We start from the raw sequence: 16,627 nt of genomic DNA, 5'->3' as shown, positions 1-16,627 counted from the left end.
ACAGATATGAAAGCTATAAGAAATATAACGACGCTTATTGTAGCGGGAGCCATGATTTTCATTGGCGCTTGCGAACCAATCGAAGATAGGGATAAGCTAAAGAATACTTATGAAGCCGATGATATTCAGCTGGAAGTAATTCAGACGGCGAACGGAAAAGGAAATGGATTGACCCTGAAGATGAACACACCTGGTGTGATCGGATACTGGGATTATCTGATCGATAAAAAGTTCACTGACGAAGTGAAAGTAATTTTCCCGATTCCCGGTACGCATACTTTTACTTATCATGTAACAACACCCTTAATTAAAGGTGGTAATCCAAGTGACCGTGAGGTGGTAAGCAAAACGATTCAGGTAACCATCGAAGAGCTTGATCAGGAATTACCAGCAGATTATTATGATCTCGTAGGGGCTCAATTACAAGGTAAGTCTTGGGTGTTCGATAGAGGTAGCGCCAACTGGTGGTATATGTCGCCTAACCCAGCTAACGGTGGAAACCCGTTCGGTGTATGGTGGAATGCTTCCGAATGTTGCGCGCCAAGTGATCAAGCAGGTAAAATGGTTTTTGATTTAGATGGCGGCGCAAACTACTCCTACTATACTGATGCCGACAACGCAGAGCCTACTGCCACAGGTACGTTTAGCTTTAATGGAGATTTCACGAAGTTTAATATCGGCGGGGGAATCAATATTCTCGGCGCTGATGGAACGGCTGATGTGAACGGATGTGCGAAATCACTGGGCTCATTTGCACAATTCACAATTGTTGAATTGACTGCCGAAAGATTGGTACTCTATATTCCTGATGCTAGCTGTACTTCAGGTTGGACTTGGATATTTGTTCCTGAAGAGGATTAAGATCTGGTCATAGTCAAATATGAAGCCCATCTCAAAAGCAATTTTGAGATGGGTTTTTTATTGCCATCATATCGTTGTTCATCAATCAAACAAATTTGCCGAATTGTATCTTAACGCCCATGTGTTCTGGCAGGCGAAGTCCTTGTAAGATTCGTTCCATATCGAAGGGCGAGATAAAATCAGCCTTGTTTGTACTTCGTGATATCCAACGCAACACCCATGTAATTGCCATTAGGCAACATGGAGTTCACCCAGCTGAACCAAAGTTTCCTGCCATCTTTTGCAATAAGACAACTTTCCATCGACTCGATTTCCTTCGGAATGATGTTGGGATAATCGAGAATATATTCACGACTGATCCAGCCTTCATGGAGATTTTTTGTGAGCCACCAACCGTCTCGCATTAAATCATGGGGAGCATATCCAAGCAAAGATTTTACAGAAGGACTTACGAAGACAATATCGCCGGATTTGTTGGCCACGATGGAGAGGACATTGAGTTTTTCCAGGTTAGCGTAGGAGTTTTTAATATCCGAAATAAGTTTCAATCTGATCGTCATAACGACACCAAATACACCGATGCCAAGCAAGAGATTTAAGAACCCAATAATGTTTTTCTCACCGGCCCCCAAACTCGAATAGGCGACGATACAAGCAAGTATGGTAATAGCGCTCTGCACACCATAATAAAACAGGCTATTGATGATCACCGAACTTGCGCCGTAGACAAGAATTAAAAGCACGACGGCATTTGGATCGAAATGGTTAACCGTAACAAACGCGATCACGTACAACAACGTAGACAAATAAAGGAATAGTGAAAAGTACGAGACGATGACCCTGCGCTTGAAATGGAAAAAGGTCGCTATAAAAAGGACAACACCAAGGATGATGATGGTCCATCGAATGGCATCGAAATCCTTCATCGTTGGGAGAAACTGGTTGTAGAGAAGCTTGGTGATCGCCGACGTAACGGTGAACAGGGCAATGACCAAACGCACAGATCCGATCGATAGCCGTAACAATACTTTTGTTACAAAGGGACTGCTTGGTTCCTGATTCATAGCGCTTTAGTTTAGGCAGAGACTATAAGGTTACTAAGAGTTTAGACAACTAAAAAATGAGAATGCCTTCAATTCTTACTTCGGAAGCGAACTGTAAAATACCTGGTTTCTCCGGTAGACAAAGGATTGTGGTCGAGTTTTGTAAAGCAAAATAGTTTAGTGAATTTATCAACAGGTAGACATGGGTAACAAAGTGTTGTTTTTTATCAGTTGCTTAGGGGCATTCAATGGTATCGTATTGGGGATTTACTTTTTGTTCTTTCCGAGGACCAAGAAACTTTCCAATTATTTCTTGGGGGCGCTTTTTATTTCCCTTAGTCTGCGAATCGGGAAATCTGTGCTGTATTATTTTGACACGAGTCTGCTGCTGATCTATTTGCAAGTCGGTCTCTCTGCTTGTTGGTTTATTGGGCCGTCGTTATTTTTTTACATCAAAGCTGAGGTGAAGCGAGTCAAAAACGTTCCGCGATCGTGGATATGGACGATCTCGTTGATCGCACTTTCCATTCTAGCAGTTGGTTTAGTGTTTCCATATCAACAGCGTCCGGATGTATGGAATCAATATCTGGTAAAGATCATTTATGCCCAGTGGGGAATTTTTTTGGTGATGTCAGTAGTGACGTTGAAGAATACTATCCGTGATGCCATTATATCTAAGCAGTGGAATTTATCTGAAAAGTGGCCGATGGTGGCGTTGCTCGTAAACGTCATTATTTTCACGTGCTACCTTACGGCATTATTAGGTCATTCAGGCGCAGTGTACATCAGCAGCGCAGTTATTTTTTCAGTTGTGGTCTATGCTGGTGGATTTATTTTGTTGCGTAAACGCCAGGGAGATGATGTCGCTTCATCAAAATCCGCGAAATATGCCAACAAGAAAATCAAAGCAGAGGACGCCCAATTCATGTTACTCAGACTTGAGCGCGTGATGGAAGAGAAAGCCGTTTTCAAGAATGCGAACCTTAAGCTTCACGATTTAGCTGTTGAGATCAATGTGCCGGCGCATCAATTGTCGCAGCTTTTGAATGATACCGTAGGAAAGAGTTTCACCACGTACGTCAATGAATATAGAATTCGTGAGGCCTGTAAATTGTTGGCGACGAATGATAACATCACGATAGAAGCTATTGGCGATGACGTTGGGTTTAATTCGAAGTCGACATTTTTCTCTGCTTTTAAGAAGCAGATGGGGACTACACCGGCGATGTACGTGCGGCAAAAAACGAATCTTACGGTGTGATTTGGTAGTGCAAGATTATAAAACCGTACTACAGGATTGCGAAAACGAAACCATTAGCATCATTTTCCAGAGAATATTTGCAGAATTAATCCATTCCGCAAATGATGTCTTTTAGAATTATGGCGGCCCTTGTGCCGATTTTGTTTTGTAGTGGCAAACATCTTCACAGTCAATCCTTGCCAGTCTCCGAAAGGATGGCGATCGAATCAGTGATTCACCTTTACTTCGATGGTTGGGCCACGGGCGACACCGCTAAACTGGCCAAGGCTATGCATTCCACTTGTGAGTTGAAATTTTTTCGCGAAGGCAAGTTCACGTCTATGGCGCGTGCTGCCTACCTTAATCTTCATAAAGTACATGTAAGGAACAAAGATTTGATCACACACATAGTCAATCTCGATGTTACCGGAAATGTTGGTAGTTCTAAAGTTGAATTGATCACAGTAAACGGCAAGTTCACAGACTATTTCAATGTAATGAAGGACGGTGAGCACTGGTACATTGTCGATAAGGTTTCTACCTATTCCCCGAACAAGATTTTTGAGAAGTCGGCTTCACCCGAAAAAGAAATCATTCTCGATCAACTAAAGCGCCCATGGAGTATCGTGTTCTTGTCTGAGGAGGAGGTGCTCATTACTGAGAAGGAGGGAGATTTGATCAAAGCTAATCTGCGCACGAAAGAGCGTATCAAAATTGGTGGGTTTCCATCTGATATGGCCGACAGCATTGCGTTCTTTCATCCTGGCGATAACACTGGCAAGTTTGAAATTTTGTTGGATCCGGACTTCAATAAAAACAAATGGGTGTATCTGTCATACGCTGCGAAGAACGAAAAGGGCATGGCGACAAAAATTATTCGCGCGACACTCGATAACAATACGTTGACTAAGATCCAGACGCTTTTCATCGGAGCACCGCATACTTTTGAACGTGTACACTACGGTGGGGGGATGGCTTTCGGCGGCGACGGTAAACTTTACTTTATACTAGGTGAACGCATTTTTTCGGAGAAGAGTGAACCCGCTTTACCGATTGCTCAAAATGTGAAAGACCGACGTGGAAAGATATACCGTATCAATTCTGATGGAACCATACCGAACGATAACCCTGACTTTGGTAAAGATGCCGTGGCCGGTTTATATGCGATCGGTATCCGTGCAGCGCAAGGGATGATTTTGAATCCTGCGACAAAAAGCATTTGGTTTAGTGAACATGGAACACATCAAGGCGACGAGATTAATATCTTATCGGCGGGTGCGAACTATGGATGGCCGTTGAAGACTACCGGAAAATACCGTTATGCAGACTATGTACCGCCATCGACTAATGATGTACTCACAGAGCCAGTGTGGTCGTGGCTACACACCGTAGCACCTACAGGATTGTTGTTTTATACCGGAGAAGAATTTTCTTCTTGGAAAAATAGCTTACTGGTGTGCGGGTTGTCGCGCGGAAGTTTTTGGAGACTAACTGTTGATGGCGATAAGATTAAAAGTGCCGAAGAATTGTTTGTTGACGATAGGAAGCGATTAAGGAAAGTAGTTCAATCTCCCGATGGAAAGCTCTATGTTTTGACCGATGAAATGAATGGTTTGTTGATCCGAATCAAAAATAGGAATGGATGATTAATTAAAAGATCTTCTAAATTCGATAGGCGATCGGTTCGTTTTCATTTTGAATAGCTTGCTAAACGATTGTGGATGTTCAAAGCCAAGGGCATACGCCACCTCGCTTATCGAAAGCGTTGTCGTTGAAAGTTTTTCTTTTGCTTTCTCGATGAGCTTGTCATGTATATGTTGCTGCGCATTTTGTCCGGTAAGTGTACGCAACATATCACTCAAGTAGCTTGGCGATAAGTTTAAACTGTCAGCAAGATACTGAACTGTCGGAATGCCTTTACTGGAACTATTTTCATTGTTGAAGTAGTCGCGTAAAAGGTCTTCGAGCTTTTGGAGTAAGTCGTGATGTACAACTTTCCGCGTAATAAATTGGCGTTTGTAAAATCGATTGGCGTAGGTAAGCAGTAGCTCGATCTGAGAGATCACAACGTCGTGACTGAAGTCATCCAGCCGCGTGTTAAGTTCATCTTCCATAATTTTGAAAATAGAAATGATGGTGTCGCGTTCTTGATCGGAGAGGTGCAACGCTTCATTGGTAGCATATGAAAAAAATCCATATTGTGTGATTTTCTTCGCGAGCGTATATCCTAAAAAAAAGTCAGGATGAATCAACAGGGTGTATTCAGAACATACTGCGCCCTCATGTTCGGAGACACCAATGATTTGCCCTGGTTGCGCGAAAAGCAAACCGCCTTCGTCGAAGTCATAGTATCCTTGTCCGTATTTAAGTTTACCGCCGAGTTTAGGTTTGTAAGAGATTTTATAAAATCCTAGCACATGGCCTTGTGGCAAATTGAGTTCCGACCAAGACGGCGCAGCTTTAATAACACTAATCAATGGATGTTTTGGCGGTGTTAATCCAAATGCACGATGCGCCTCGGTTAGCGTATCAAAGCGTAATATATTTTTCTCGTCTCTATTCATGTTAGAAATGTTATAAAACCGGTGATCCACAATCACCGGTTGTCTTACTGTTCTTAATTCACGACTATTTGTGCCGACCTTGACACAGCATCCCATTCTTCCCAAAGCGCCAGACGTTCTTCATAAGCACCGCGTACCCACGAAAGGTTTTGGCTTCCTAAATTGAAGCGCAGTGGCGGATTTTCTGCATCGATCGCTTGGAAAAGCGCCTGCGGTGTAGCCTTTGGATCGCCTCGTTCCATGCTTTTCAACGTTTCAAAAAACTCATTTTTGAAGTCTCCATAGATTTCCATTGGCGATGCAAATTTTAGTGAGTCGGTACTTCCAAATTCAGTTGCATAGGCACCAGGCTCTACAATGGTAACGTTGATTCCAAAAGATTTAATTTCCGCAGCCAAGCTTTCGTGTATTGCTTCGAATGCCCACTTGGAAGCGCAGTAGTAGCCAATCACCGGAAGCGTAACGTGCCCGAGGTTACTAGAAACGCCTACAATGTGTCCGTAACCTTGTTTCCGAAGAAGTGGCAATGCAGCCTGGATAACAGCGACGGCGCCAAAAACGTTTGTTTCGAACATCGCTTTTACGTCTGCGGCCGAAGCTTCTTCAATAGTTCCCACGAGTGAATAGCCAGCGTTGTTCATCACCACATCTAATCTTCCAAAGTGCGTGTGCGCTTCCTTCACGATGGCGTGTGCTTGTTCTGCGTTCGTTACGTCTAACGTAGCAGTATGTACGCGCTCACCATACTTTTCCTTGAGCGGGTCAAGACTTCTCACATTACGCGCAGTCGCGACAACGTAATCGCCACGCTGAAGAGCAGCTTCTGCCCAAATTTTTCCAAATCCACGGGATGCACCCGTAATAAACCAAACCTTATTGTTGTTCTGATTCTTCATATGCTTTTGCTTCATTGTTTGATGAAGCAAAAATCGAGTAGTAGCAGGTCGCGCGCGTAGCCAAACTCACGACATCCTTAGCCTAATTGAGGAATGTTGGTGGCTGCAAGGGTAGGAATCGTGAATCAATGTCGTTGATTTAACCAACGACCTCAGCAATGGATTTATCTTCACATGGCTCCGCAAGGGGAATTCGATTTGCGGGCTGAACCTTAGGGAATGAAAAGGTCGGGGTGTGATTCATTATGTCTCAATGTAAGTCAATGACATTGAACTGTGAATTGAATACTGAAGGAGACTTGTATTAGTATGTGTGCTGGTAAGTAGAAAAAAGTTTCCAAAAACGTTGGGGTGAATCGAAGGCAAATTTTTCGTGCTTAAAGTCGTTGAGTACAAGCGCGATTTTTTCTTCCTTCGTGTCATATTGCCCGATCATCATTTCATGGTCGGAGATAAAAAGCCCAATCTTGTGATGGCAGAGGTGAATATTGTGTTGTGTCACTTCTTCGAAGATGAGCACGTCATTCATTTTATACTGTGGGAGAGAAGTGTGGTGAGGAATGTTCGGGTTAAAACTTAGCGCAATCATATTGCGATTGCTCATTTCCGGTAGAACGAGTTTCGGGAAATTTTGCCAGTCGCTAAACGACATTTCCTTGTAAGAGCATTTCATGTAGATGGCGTCATTCATGAAAGGAACTTGGCGGAGGTGAAGATTGATGATGTGATTTTCATCCTCGATGAGTTTATCCCCGTTATACTTCAATATTTCATGGATCGACAGGTTCTGAGCGATAAACTGGTTGAGTGGTATGCTAAAATAATTGGCAATTTGCACGACCGTTTCGATCCTCGGTTCTGCGCGATTTTCCTCGTATGAAGAGATATTTCCCCTCGTTAATTGGAATAAATCCGCAAAAGCTTGTTGACTTAGCCCTTTGGTCGTTCTAATCTTCTTGATGTTGGCGCCAATCTTTGTCATGGCGCAAAGATAGCTGTAATTTTTATTATCACAATGCTAATATTTTTTGCAATTCTGAAAAATGTCTAGTAGATTTGTTTTGTCAAGCAGAAATTACGCTCATGAATCATTTTGAGACCATCGAAGAATACGCTTTAAAGCTCAATTGTAAAATACTTTACAAGAATGAGCAACATGGCATTCTTAAGATTGACAATGAAGCCGATGGTATTCACAACCTCATCCTGGGGATTGCTCCTCCAATATTAATTATGGAGCAGTTTCTATTTTCTTTTAAGGAAGGAAATCAGGAGATGTTCAAAAAGCTGTTGCAAAAAAATCGGGATACCATCCACGGTGCTTTCGTTATTAATGAAGAAGGTGATCGCGTGTTGTTTCGTTATACGATGCAGCTTCAGAATATCGACTTTAATGAATTTGAGAGTGCGTTGAATTCTCTTGGCTTATTGATGAGCGAGTATTCGCAGCAGATAATTGATTTTTCAAAGCTATAGTGTAGGAAGGATTGTTAACCTAAAACTTATTAGTCATGAATATTTTCAAGAGACTTTTTAGAATAGGGCAGGCCGAGATTCATGCCGCGGTTGATAAAATGGAAGACCCGATCAAGATGACGGAGCAGGGTCTTCGTGAGTTGGCTACGGATTTGGCGGAAGCTACGGAGGCGTATGCGAAGGTGAAGGCGTTGGCCATTCGTACTGAGAATGATCAACTTCAGCGTCAACAGGATTCAAGAAGTTATGCTGAAAAAGCTATATTGATCATGCAAAAGGCACAGGCAGGACATGTTGATCTGGTGAAAGCCGAAGATCTTGCGCGCGAGGCGTTGTCGCTCCACAAGCGTTATTACGTAGAGTCAGAAGAGCTTGGCGAACAAGTAAATGCGCTGCAGCAATCATCCAGGGAAATGCTCCGGAATACTGAGATTCTCAAAGAGAACATGGAGAAGTGGGAGAAAGAGTTGCGCACGTTGAAGGCAAGGGTGAAAGTGAGCAAGGCGACAGAACAAGTTAACAAACAATTGGCGCACGCTGATAACCATGGGGTTATCGGTATGCTGGAGCGCATGAAGGCGAAAGTGGAAGATCAAGAGGCGCTTGCGAAGGCGTATGGTGAGATTTCGCGCGAAAGAAATAGTCGAAAAGAAGAACTGGATAGCTTGCTGAAAGATGATTCTGTATCAATTGAAAAAGATCTTCAGGCTATCAAGCAAAAATTAGGTATATCGTAGAGAATTTGTCAACCCCAATCACGAAACGATGTCAAGCATAACAGACCTGCTTTTTCATCCCTTAAGCAATGCCATCATGACCGTTCTTACGGGTGTGACGGCGATTTATTGGCTAACGACTTTCTTTGTTGGCGACCTATTTGGCGATGCTGACGTCGATGCAGATGTTCGTGTACACGGCGCGGATGTCGATACCGATATTGATACCGACGATGTCACTTCTGATAAATCGTTTTTTCAGAAAGCGCTTGAGTTTGTGAATGTAGGAAAGGTGCCCTTTATGGTGGTGTATTCTGTTTTCAAATTTGTTGCTTGGATCTTTACACTAACATCCTCCGTTGTGTTCGGATTGGCAGCATGGGGATGGAAATCAGTAGCGATACTTATCCCGATTTTTTTTCTCGCATACATTATCACGCGGTATGCGACGAAGCCACTCATTAAAGTGTATGATGCGATGGGCTATAACGGCGAAGAACCTCAAGAGCTGTTGGGAAGGATTGCGAAAATGAAGAGTACAATCTCAGGTGACACGATTGGTGCAGCGGAACTTAAAATACAGAGTGATATTATTCGCATTAACGTAAGGAGTAAAACCGGCGAGGCGATTGCGTATGACGCGGACGTAATGATAGCAGACGAATCGGCGGATAAAAAATTTTACTTGGTTGTTCCGGAAGTCACACTTTCCAATATCGTTTGATCGTAGATAATTTTAAAAATACCTCAATTTATTTTAACCCTTAAAAATTCCTTTTACTATGGATGTACTTGGCGGTATCAGTTTATTAGCTCTCGGGGGCATCGCATTCTTTATTTTTATTATTCTCATTGCCTTTGCGAATTTCTACAAGAAAATTCCGCAAGGAAAAGCGATTGTGCGTACCGGTGTTGGCGGTGGTAAAGTTGCCTTCAACAAAGGGATGTATGTTATTCCGATTCTCCACCAAATGGAGATCATGGATATTTCCGTTAAGAAATTACAGATCGATCGCCTCGAGCAAGATGGTCTTATTTGTAAAGACAATATTCGCGCTGATATCAAGGTGGCGTTCTTCGTTCGTGTAAACAAAAATATCGACGATGTGTTGAACGTGGCACAAATCATCGGTACGGAGCGTGCCAGTGATACCGAAACGCTGCGCAACTTATTCGAAGCGAAATTTTCGGAAGCATTAAAGACTGTCGGTAAAAAATTTGATTTTATAGAACTCTATGAGGCGCGTCGTGAATTCAGAACAGAGATCTTGAATATCATTGGAACCGATCTTAACGGATATATTCTCGACGATTGCGCGATTGACTTTCTAGAACAAACCGAGATAAAGTTTCTTAGTCCACAGAACATCCTCGACTCACAGGGTATTAAGAAAATCACCGAGCTTACTGCTGCGCAGAATATCAAAGCGAATTTAATCAAGCGTGATGAGGAGAAAACCATCAAGAAGCAAGATGTTGAAGCGCGTGAGGCTATTCTTGAGTTAGAGCGTCAAATGGCGGAGAAAGAAGAAAAGCAACGTAGAGAAATCGACAATGTGAAGTCACGTGAGCAAGCTGAGATCCTTAAAGTAAGGGAGGAGGAGAGACTTAAATCCGAAAGTGTACGCATTAAAACGGAAGAGTCGCTTGCAGTTCAGGAAGAGAATAAGCAACGCCAGATCATTATCGCAGCGAAGAACAAGCAACGCACAGATGCAGTGGAAACGGAACGCGTAGAGAAAGATCGTGCGTTGGAAGCTACAGAGCGTGAGAAGATCGTAACCTTGGCGCAGATTGAGAAAGAGAAGACTGTGGAAGTGGAGCGCAAAAACATCCAAGATGTAATTCGCGACCGCGTGCGTCTTGAAAAAGGTGTGGTTGAAGAGCAACAAGGTGTGAAAGATTTGGAAGCATTCCGCGAAGTTGAACGTAAGAAGACGGTGGGCATTACAGCAGCAAGTCAACAGGCAGAAGAGAAGTTAATCTATACTGTGAAGGCAGCTGAAGCGGAGAAGAAAGCTGCTGAGGAGAAAGCTAAGCAATTAATCATCGATGCAGATGCGAAGAAAGAGGCAGCCGTGAAACAGGCTGAAGCACGCAAAATTTTGGCTGAAGCGCAAGCTCGTGAAGAAGCAACGAAGGGACTTTCTGAAGCGGAGGTAATGTTGGCCAAGGCCGAGGCAGCAGAAAGACAAGGTATTGTTGACGCGACCGTGATTGAGAAAGTAGCAGACGCTAAACGCAAAGAAGGATTGAACGAAGCGGAGGTAACGAAAGAGAAAGCGTTGGCAGAAGCCGCGGGTATCCAAGAGAAAGCTGAAGCAATGAAGAAATTGGACGGCGTTGGAAAGGATCACGAAGAGTTCAAACTCATGTTGGCAAAAGATAGAGATATCGCGCTTGCTCAAATCAACATACAGACAAAACTTGCCGAAGCGCAGGCATCGATTATGGGTGAGGCGCTGAAGTCAGCACGTATCGATATCGTTGGCGGAGAAACCATGTTCTTCCAAAATATTGTGAATCAAATATCGAATGCTAAAGGTTTCGATCGATTGATCAACGAAAGTGAAAACGCAACACAGTTAAAGACGGCGTTACTTGGTGATGGTGAAAATAGTGGCGACCTACTGTCACGCATTCGTGATTTTGCGGCCAAGTATAATATCACATCCAACGACATTAAAAACCTAACGATCTCGAGCTTGATTCTGAAAATGCAGCAGCAAAGTTCAGATGCCGATCGGCCATCATTGCTGAATCTGGCGAACCTGGCAAGTAGTTTGGGACTAGGTAATAAGAAGCTTTAGTACATCATACGTGATGTGCTTTTGAAAGCGGAACCCCAATGAGTGCGAACCGGGACTTGAAAAAGTTGCCGGTTCTGCTTAGGAGGGTATTAATTAACAGGATGTACGATATTCATCAGCGTTTATCTTTTTCGTAATGGCAGGTACTGAAAGCACGAATACAATATTGGATTCCGGAACCTATGAGATTATCCGGAAGCGACTGGAAGAACAACGGTTAAATTTGTTGGAAAGGCTGGCAAAGCTCAACAGCGCGCGAAAGGAAATATTTAATTCCACTGGATTTCAACTCATCGGCAATCAACGTATCACTACGGTGAACAGTGGTGTGGCGCGTGGTATCATGGCCTTTGGTAATCTAACGCTTTTCGCATACAACGTTCATTTTGGTTTACGCGAAAACATTACACTCAGTGATGTATTCAGTATTTACAAATTTACTGGTGATCACTTCGAGCCCGAGCCGCTTACATTAATTGAAGACGATAACTTCATTACAGATTTCGGTAACTTATATAAATACTACCGTGAATCAATATTTGCACGATTTGTCAAGACTGAGAACCATCTCTATATGGTTTTCCAGACGAGTAAAAGTCCGGATGATCGAAAAGCTTTTAAATGGTTAATCAAGGATGACAAGCTTGTTTACATCGACGATAGAAGTGTTCATGAAGTAAAAAAAGCAGCACAGTTTGAGTTCAATTGGATAAAGAGCGATCTCAATAACCGGAGATTAGGCGTACATCCGCATATTTCAATTTTGGACAAAGTATTTATTGAAGCCGTTCATGGCGACATTACTTTCAAGGTTGAAAACAATACGGATTCTGGGCAGGGTATTTTTTCTGAACCCGTTGTCAGCAAAGATCAACAGCTAGATGATGCCGAATATCATTATGCCGATCTGGGCAATTTGATACCCATCAAAATAAAACCGTACGGCGAGGCTTTCCGTGCATATATTTTTAATGTACGCACGAAACAAGTGCTTCCCATTAACAGTTTGTTAGATGCTGGCGTGTTGTTGCCCGACAACCAAGGCATCATATTTCCAAACGGTTATTATCTCCAAAACGGTGAACACAAGATTTTTGATTTACAAGTATCCGAGCTAGAGTTTAGTAATAGTATTGCTTCTCCTAACGGTGAAGACTTTCTGTATGTCTTCTATCAGAAGCAGTTGAATACATACGTGTTGATGTCTTACAACATGATCGCGCAGCAGGTTGAGACGCCGATTATTTGCAATGGTTTTACGGTATTTCATGATGGCAAGCTGGTGTACTTTAAATCTGAGAACGAAGCCGTACGCCATCATCAGGTCCAAATTTGGCAGACACCATACACGGCGACTCTTCAGGAGAACACCGCCATGACGAACAACGTGCTCTACAAAATTGGAAACAAGGATATTGTGAGCGCGATGAGCGAAAGTCAGGAGGTGATACAGCTTTTGCAAAAGGAAGACAGCTACGAAGATCTATACGAAGATATTCATAAGCGAACGAATGATATCGTTGATTCATATTTCTGGCTGAAGGATGAGGGTACGTTTGATTTGGCGACCCCGCTGACGCAAATCAGAAATATTGCTAACACGGCGATTGATGAGTTTGCAAAAGTTCAGGCGCAACGTCAGCACGCAAAGGACAACCTTCTGGCGATGCAGAAGCGCTTGGATCAGTTGGTGATTGACATTAAGGGCGCGACGATTACACAATTAGACCAACTTGTGAAGTTGCTTGCTGCGACACGAAGTATGCAGGGCGCCGTAATCGATCTGCAAAATATTCGTTATATCGATACAAAAGCTGTTGATGCGCTGAAAGAAGTACTGTCGCAATACAACAGCGCACTTTCTCAAGATACGGTTCAGTTTCTACTCAAAGACGAGGCGTTGGCGCCATATGAGAGCCAGGTTGCTGAGTTGAAGAAGCGTGCAGGAATTGTTAAGAAGGTGATCGAGGCTCATCCTGTAGAACAGACGATAAAAGAAATTTCTACAGGGTTAGAGATGCTCATCGACATTCTCAACAGCTTGAAGATTGAAGACACGACGCAAACCACACGCATTGTCGAAAAGATCTCGTTAATTTTTGCTTCCCTCAATGAAGTGAAGGCAGAGTTGGTTCGCGTGACGACAGCCCTTAAAGCGCAAGAGTCAACGGGACAGTTTTATGCTCAGTTGACTTTGCTTGATCAGAGTATTGTAAACTTTCTAGACCTTTCAACATCGCCAGAGAAGTGTGAGGAATACTTTACGAAAGTGGGTATACAGGTAGAAGAGTTGGAGAGCAAGTTTGCTGATTTCGATGAGTTCATCCTGAAGATTGCCGACAAGCGTGACGAAGTAACAAAGGCTTTCAATTCGAAGAAAGAGATGCTGATCGCGCAGTTGAATAAGCGTACGACTGCACTCGAACAAATAGGACTCCGGGTTTTAAAGAACATTGAGAATAAGGCGCAATCCTTTAACGACAAAGAAAGTATTTACGCATTCTTTTCGACGGACTTGATGGTTGATAAGGTTCGGAATCTCATGATTGAATTGCGAGAGCTAGGTGATGTAGCGAAAGCTGAAAACTTGGAAAATCTAGTGAAAGTTTCTCAAGAGACGGCCTTGCGAAATTTGAAAGACAAAACAGATCTTTTTGTTGAAGGACAAAATATCATTGCGCTCGGAAGTTATAAGTTCATCGTCAATAAACAGGTTCTCGATTTGACCATCGTGCGTAAGAATGAGGAGTTATTCTTTCACCTTATCGGAACCAGTTTTTATAAACGTGTATCTGCAGAATCATTATATCAGCATAAAGCGATATGGGAGCAAGAGTTGATATCCGAAAACGCGTCGATCTATCGATCTGAATATCTCGCTTATCAGACCTATTTGGAAAGCCTTAAACAAAATGACCAGTGGAATGCGGAAGCATTTTTGAATGATCGTACCGAACGCGATTATGCTGCGGCTTATTTAAAAGGCGTACATAACACCGATGCCGCCCTGATCTATCAGGGACTGAAGACGCTTCAGACGGAGTTAGGAATTCTTCAATATGCTCCTGGTGTGCGTGTAGCCGCGCAGTTGTTTTGGTTCGGGTTGGAGGAAGGCGTCCGAAATAAATTGCAGCAATTGATTAGTGCGGCCTATTCTATTCAAGAAAGTTTCCCAATGAGTAAACGTGCTGGCTTTATTGGTGACGAGTTATCATCACAATTTCGTCAATCGAAAGTCCCTTATGAGTATGTCGATGCAAATGATGTTGCGCAGTATTTATATGCAGAACTTTCTATTGCCAAACATTTTACATGCAGTCAGCAGGCAATGCATCTGAAGAAGGCTTTCGATGATTATTTGCACGCACAGCGTAAGGCGCTTGTCTTTTCGCAGGAGATAAGTAACAAGGAGTTTCATACAGGAGAGCGTTTCTATATTATTCAAAGTTGGCTGCATGCATTTATTCAGACACAAGCGGTAACGGCAGACTCACTTTACGTTGATGAAACCGCGTGCATGCTGCTGTTTAAAGAACATGCGTACAAAGAGCGGGCATCGGCGGACGGTATTGAACTTACAGGCATGAAAGGCACACATACCGTGATTGAAGGTGAAGGCAAATACGTGCTGAAGTTCCATCATTTTATGAGTAAGTTACGGGAGTACTTCTCAACGATCGTTCCTGCGTTCTTGTCTTTCAATCAGCTAAAAGAGCAGTTGGTGCGTGACTATCGACAACAGTTAAAGATCGGTGAACTTGAGCCAAAGGTGCTGAGTTCATTTGTGCGGAATAGACTTATCAACGAAGTTTATTTTCCGCTGATCGGTGCCAATCTTGCAAAACAAATTGGCGCGGCTGGTGACGATAAGCGTACAGCACGGATGGGTATGTTGTTATTGGTGTCACCGCCAGGATATGGTAAGACAACGTTGATGGAGTATCTAGCGAAGACGATGGGGCTACATTTTGTGAAGATTAATGGTCCCACGATTGGGCATAGCATTACTTCGATTGATCCGCAAGAGGCAACGACATCAGGAGCACGTGCTGAGCTAACAAAGATTAATTTATCTTTCGAGATGGCTGACAACGTTATGCTCTATCTTGACGATATTCAACATTGCAGTCCAGAGTTTCTTCAGAAATTTATTTCGCTTGCCGATGGTCAGCGTAAGATGGACGGAATTTTCGAGGGAGAAAGCAAGACATACGATTTACGTGGAAAACGTTTTTGTGTAGTGATGGCAGGCAACCCTTACACTGAGAGCGGCGAGCAGTTTAAAATACCCGACATGTTGTCGAACCGTGCAGATGTTTATAACCTCGGTGATGTGATCGGCAGTTCAGAGCAGTTGTTCAGACTTAGTTTGATCGAGAACTGTGTTGCTGAGAATCGCTATTTGCAACGTATCAGTAATCGCAGCTTCGACGATTTATACAAGTTAATCACGTATGTAGAAACGAAGAGTGAATTGTTGCCGGAGGTCGAAGGGAACTATAATCAGCAGGAAATAGACGACGCCATCGCAGTTCTCAAGAACATCATGCGCATCCGTGATGTTGTGATGCAGGTGAATCAACAATACATTGCGAGCGCTGCGATGAAAGACGCGTATCGGACGGAGCCGGCGTTCAAGCTTCAAGGCTCTTACCGGAACATGAATAAGATGGCTGGTAAAATTGTGCCACTCATGAACGCAGATGAAGTGAGTACGTTGATATTGTCTCACTATGAAGGTGAATCGCAGACGCTCACGTCAGATGCGGAAGCAAATTTATTGCGCTTAAAGGAAATTGCAGGATTCCTCAGTGAACCAGAAGCGTTACGTTGGAAGCAGATCAAAGAGATATTTGTGAAGAATAATAAATTTGGAATGGTGGCCGAAGGCGATACGTCCGGGCAAATGTTGGTGCAATTGAATTCGTTTAATGATCACCTCGAGGCCATTGCGAATGCGATCAAGGGGGAGAAGTGATCGTACAGCATTGCAGGAAAATTATGGGGTGACAAAAGATGAA

Annotated in this window: 12 protein-coding genes; 8 read left to right on the top strand and 4 right to left on the bottom strand. The window is 43.2% G+C overall.

Features of this window, described 5'->3' with window-relative positions; genetic code table 11:
- Positions 1–6 precede the first annotated feature (6 nt).
- Positions 7–861: a hypothetical protein gene (locus DQQ10_RS06275; RefSeq protein WP_112745975.1), complete on the top strand. Its 855-nt coding sequence runs from the start codon at positions 7–9 to the stop codon at positions 859–861.
- 179 nt (positions 862–1,040) lie between these two features.
- Here the strand turns inward: DQQ10_RS06275 and DQQ10_RS06270 are convergent, their stop codons facing one another.
- A complete protein-coding gene (locus DQQ10_RS06270; protein ID WP_112745974.1) occupies positions 1,041–1,925 on the bottom strand; it encodes a PAS domain S-box protein in 885 nt (294 codons plus the stop codon).
- Positions 1,926–2,106: 181 nt separating this feature from the next.
- Here DQQ10_RS06270 and DQQ10_RS06265 point away from each other — a divergent pair, with 181 nt between their 5' ends.
- Positions 2,107–3,165, top strand: a complete 1,059-nt coding sequence (locus tag DQQ10_RS06265; RefSeq protein WP_112745973.1) for a helix-turn-helix domain-containing protein — start codon at positions 2,107–2,109, stop codon at positions 3,163–3,165.
- Positions 3,166–3,266: 101 nt separating this feature from the next.
- Positions 3,267–4,790 carry a PQQ-dependent sugar dehydrogenase gene (locus DQQ10_RS06260; protein ID WP_221409682.1) on the top strand — a complete coding sequence of 508 codons (1,524 nt, stop codon included), beginning with the start codon at positions 3,267–3,269 and terminating at the stop codon, positions 4,788–4,790.
- Here the strand turns inward: DQQ10_RS06260 and DQQ10_RS06255 are convergent, their stop codons facing one another.
- The 3 genes from DQQ10_RS06255 to DQQ10_RS06245 form a co-directional block, all read right to left on the bottom strand.
- Positions 4,791–5,708, bottom strand: a complete 918-nt coding sequence (locus tag DQQ10_RS06255; protein ID WP_112745971.1) for a helix-turn-helix domain-containing protein — start codon at positions 5,706–5,708, stop codon at positions 4,791–4,793.
- Positions 5,709–5,761: 53 nt separating this feature from the next.
- A complete protein-coding gene (locus DQQ10_RS06250) occupies positions 5,762–6,604 on the bottom strand; it encodes an SDR family NAD(P)-dependent oxidoreductase (protein ID WP_112746235.1) in 843 nt (280 codons plus the stop codon).
- 304 nt (positions 6,605–6,908) lie between these two features.
- Entirely contained in the window at positions 6,909–7,586 is a 678-nt protein-coding gene (locus DQQ10_RS06245) for a helix-turn-helix domain-containing protein (RefSeq protein WP_112745970.1), read from the bottom strand.
- Between the two features lie 101 nt (positions 7,587–7,687).
- Here DQQ10_RS06245 and DQQ10_RS06240 point away from each other — a divergent pair, with 101 nt between their 5' ends.
- The 5 genes from DQQ10_RS06240 (at position 7,688) to DQQ10_RS06220 (ending at position 16,584) form a co-directional block, all read left to right on the top strand.
- Positions 7,688–8,080 (top strand): YbjN domain-containing protein, encoded by a 393-nt coding sequence (locus DQQ10_RS06240; RefSeq protein ID WP_112745969.1) that lies wholly within the window; start codon positions 7,688–7,690, stop codon positions 8,078–8,080.
- 35 nt (positions 8,081–8,115) lie between these two features.
- Positions 8,116–8,817: a PspA/IM30 family protein gene (locus DQQ10_RS06235; RefSeq protein WP_112745968.1), complete on the top strand. Its 702-nt coding sequence runs from the start codon at positions 8,116–8,118 to the stop codon at positions 8,815–8,817.
- Positions 8,818–8,845: 28 nt separating this feature from the next.
- Positions 8,846–9,520: an OB-fold-containig protein gene (locus tag DQQ10_RS06230; protein WP_112745967.1), complete on the top strand. Its 675-nt coding sequence runs from the start codon at positions 8,846–8,848 to the stop codon at positions 9,518–9,520.
- A gap of 58 nt (positions 9,521–9,578) precedes the next feature.
- Entirely contained in the window at positions 9,579–11,606 is a 2,028-nt protein-coding gene (locus DQQ10_RS06225; protein ID WP_112745966.1) for a flotillin family protein, read from the top strand.
- Between the two features lie 136 nt (positions 11,607–11,742).
- Positions 11,743–16,584 (top strand): DNA repair ATPase, encoded by a 4,842-nt coding sequence (locus tag DQQ10_RS06220; RefSeq protein WP_112745965.1) that lies wholly within the window; start codon positions 11,743–11,745, stop codon positions 16,582–16,584.
- The last annotated feature ends 43 nt before the right edge of the window (positions 16,585–16,627 follow it).

Source organism: Pseudochryseolinea flava, from assembly GCF_003286915.1.
GTDB lineage: Bacteria > Bacteroidota > Bacteroidia > Cytophagales > Cyclobacteriaceae > Ohtaekwangia > Ohtaekwangia flava.
The sequence above is the reverse complement of the archived record's forward strand: the minus strand, read 5'-3'. Positions and strand labels throughout refer to the sequence as shown.

Bases quoted from the DNA above. Each gene is read 5' to 3' on its own strand.
- DQQ10_RS06275 (WP_112745975.1), top strand. From the start codon at position 7: ATGAAAGCTATAAGAAATATAACGACGCTTATTGTAGCGGGAGCCATG.
- DQQ10_RS06270 (WP_112745974.1), bottom strand. From the start codon at position 1,925: ATGAATCAGGAACCAAGCAGTCCCTTTGTAACAAAAGTATTGTTACGG.
- DQQ10_RS06265 (WP_112745973.1), top strand. From the start codon at position 2,107: ATGGGTAACAAAGTGTTGTTTTTTATCAGTTGCTTAGGGGCATTCAAT.
- DQQ10_RS06260 (WP_221409682.1), top strand. From the start codon at position 3,267: ATGATGTCTTTTAGAATTATGGCGGCCCTTGTGCCGATTTTGTTTTGT.
- DQQ10_RS06255 (WP_112745971.1), bottom strand. From the start codon at position 5,708: ATGAATAGAGACGAGAAAAATATATTACGCTTTGATACGCTAACCGAG.
- DQQ10_RS06250 (WP_112746235.1), bottom strand. From the start codon at position 6,604: ATGAAGAATCAGAACAACAATAAGGTTTGGTTTATTACGGGTGCATCC.
- DQQ10_RS06245 (WP_112745970.1), bottom strand. From the start codon at position 7,586: ATGACAAAGATTGGCGCCAACATCAAGAAGATTAGAACGACCAAAGGG.
- DQQ10_RS06240 (WP_112745969.1), top strand. From the start codon at position 7,688: ATGAATCATTTTGAGACCATCGAAGAATACGCTTTAAAGCTCAATTGT.
- DQQ10_RS06235 (WP_112745968.1), top strand. From the start codon at position 8,116: ATGAATATTTTCAAGAGACTTTTTAGAATAGGGCAGGCCGAGATTCAT.
- DQQ10_RS06230 (WP_112745967.1), top strand. From the start codon at position 8,846: ATGTCAAGCATAACAGACCTGCTTTTTCATCCCTTAAGCAATGCCATC.
- DQQ10_RS06225 (WP_112745966.1), top strand. From the start codon at position 9,579: ATGGATGTACTTGGCGGTATCAGTTTATTAGCTCTCGGGGGCATCGCA.
- DQQ10_RS06220 (WP_112745965.1), top strand. From the start codon at position 11,743: ATGGCAGGTACTGAAAGCACGAATACAATATTGGATTCCGGAACCTAT.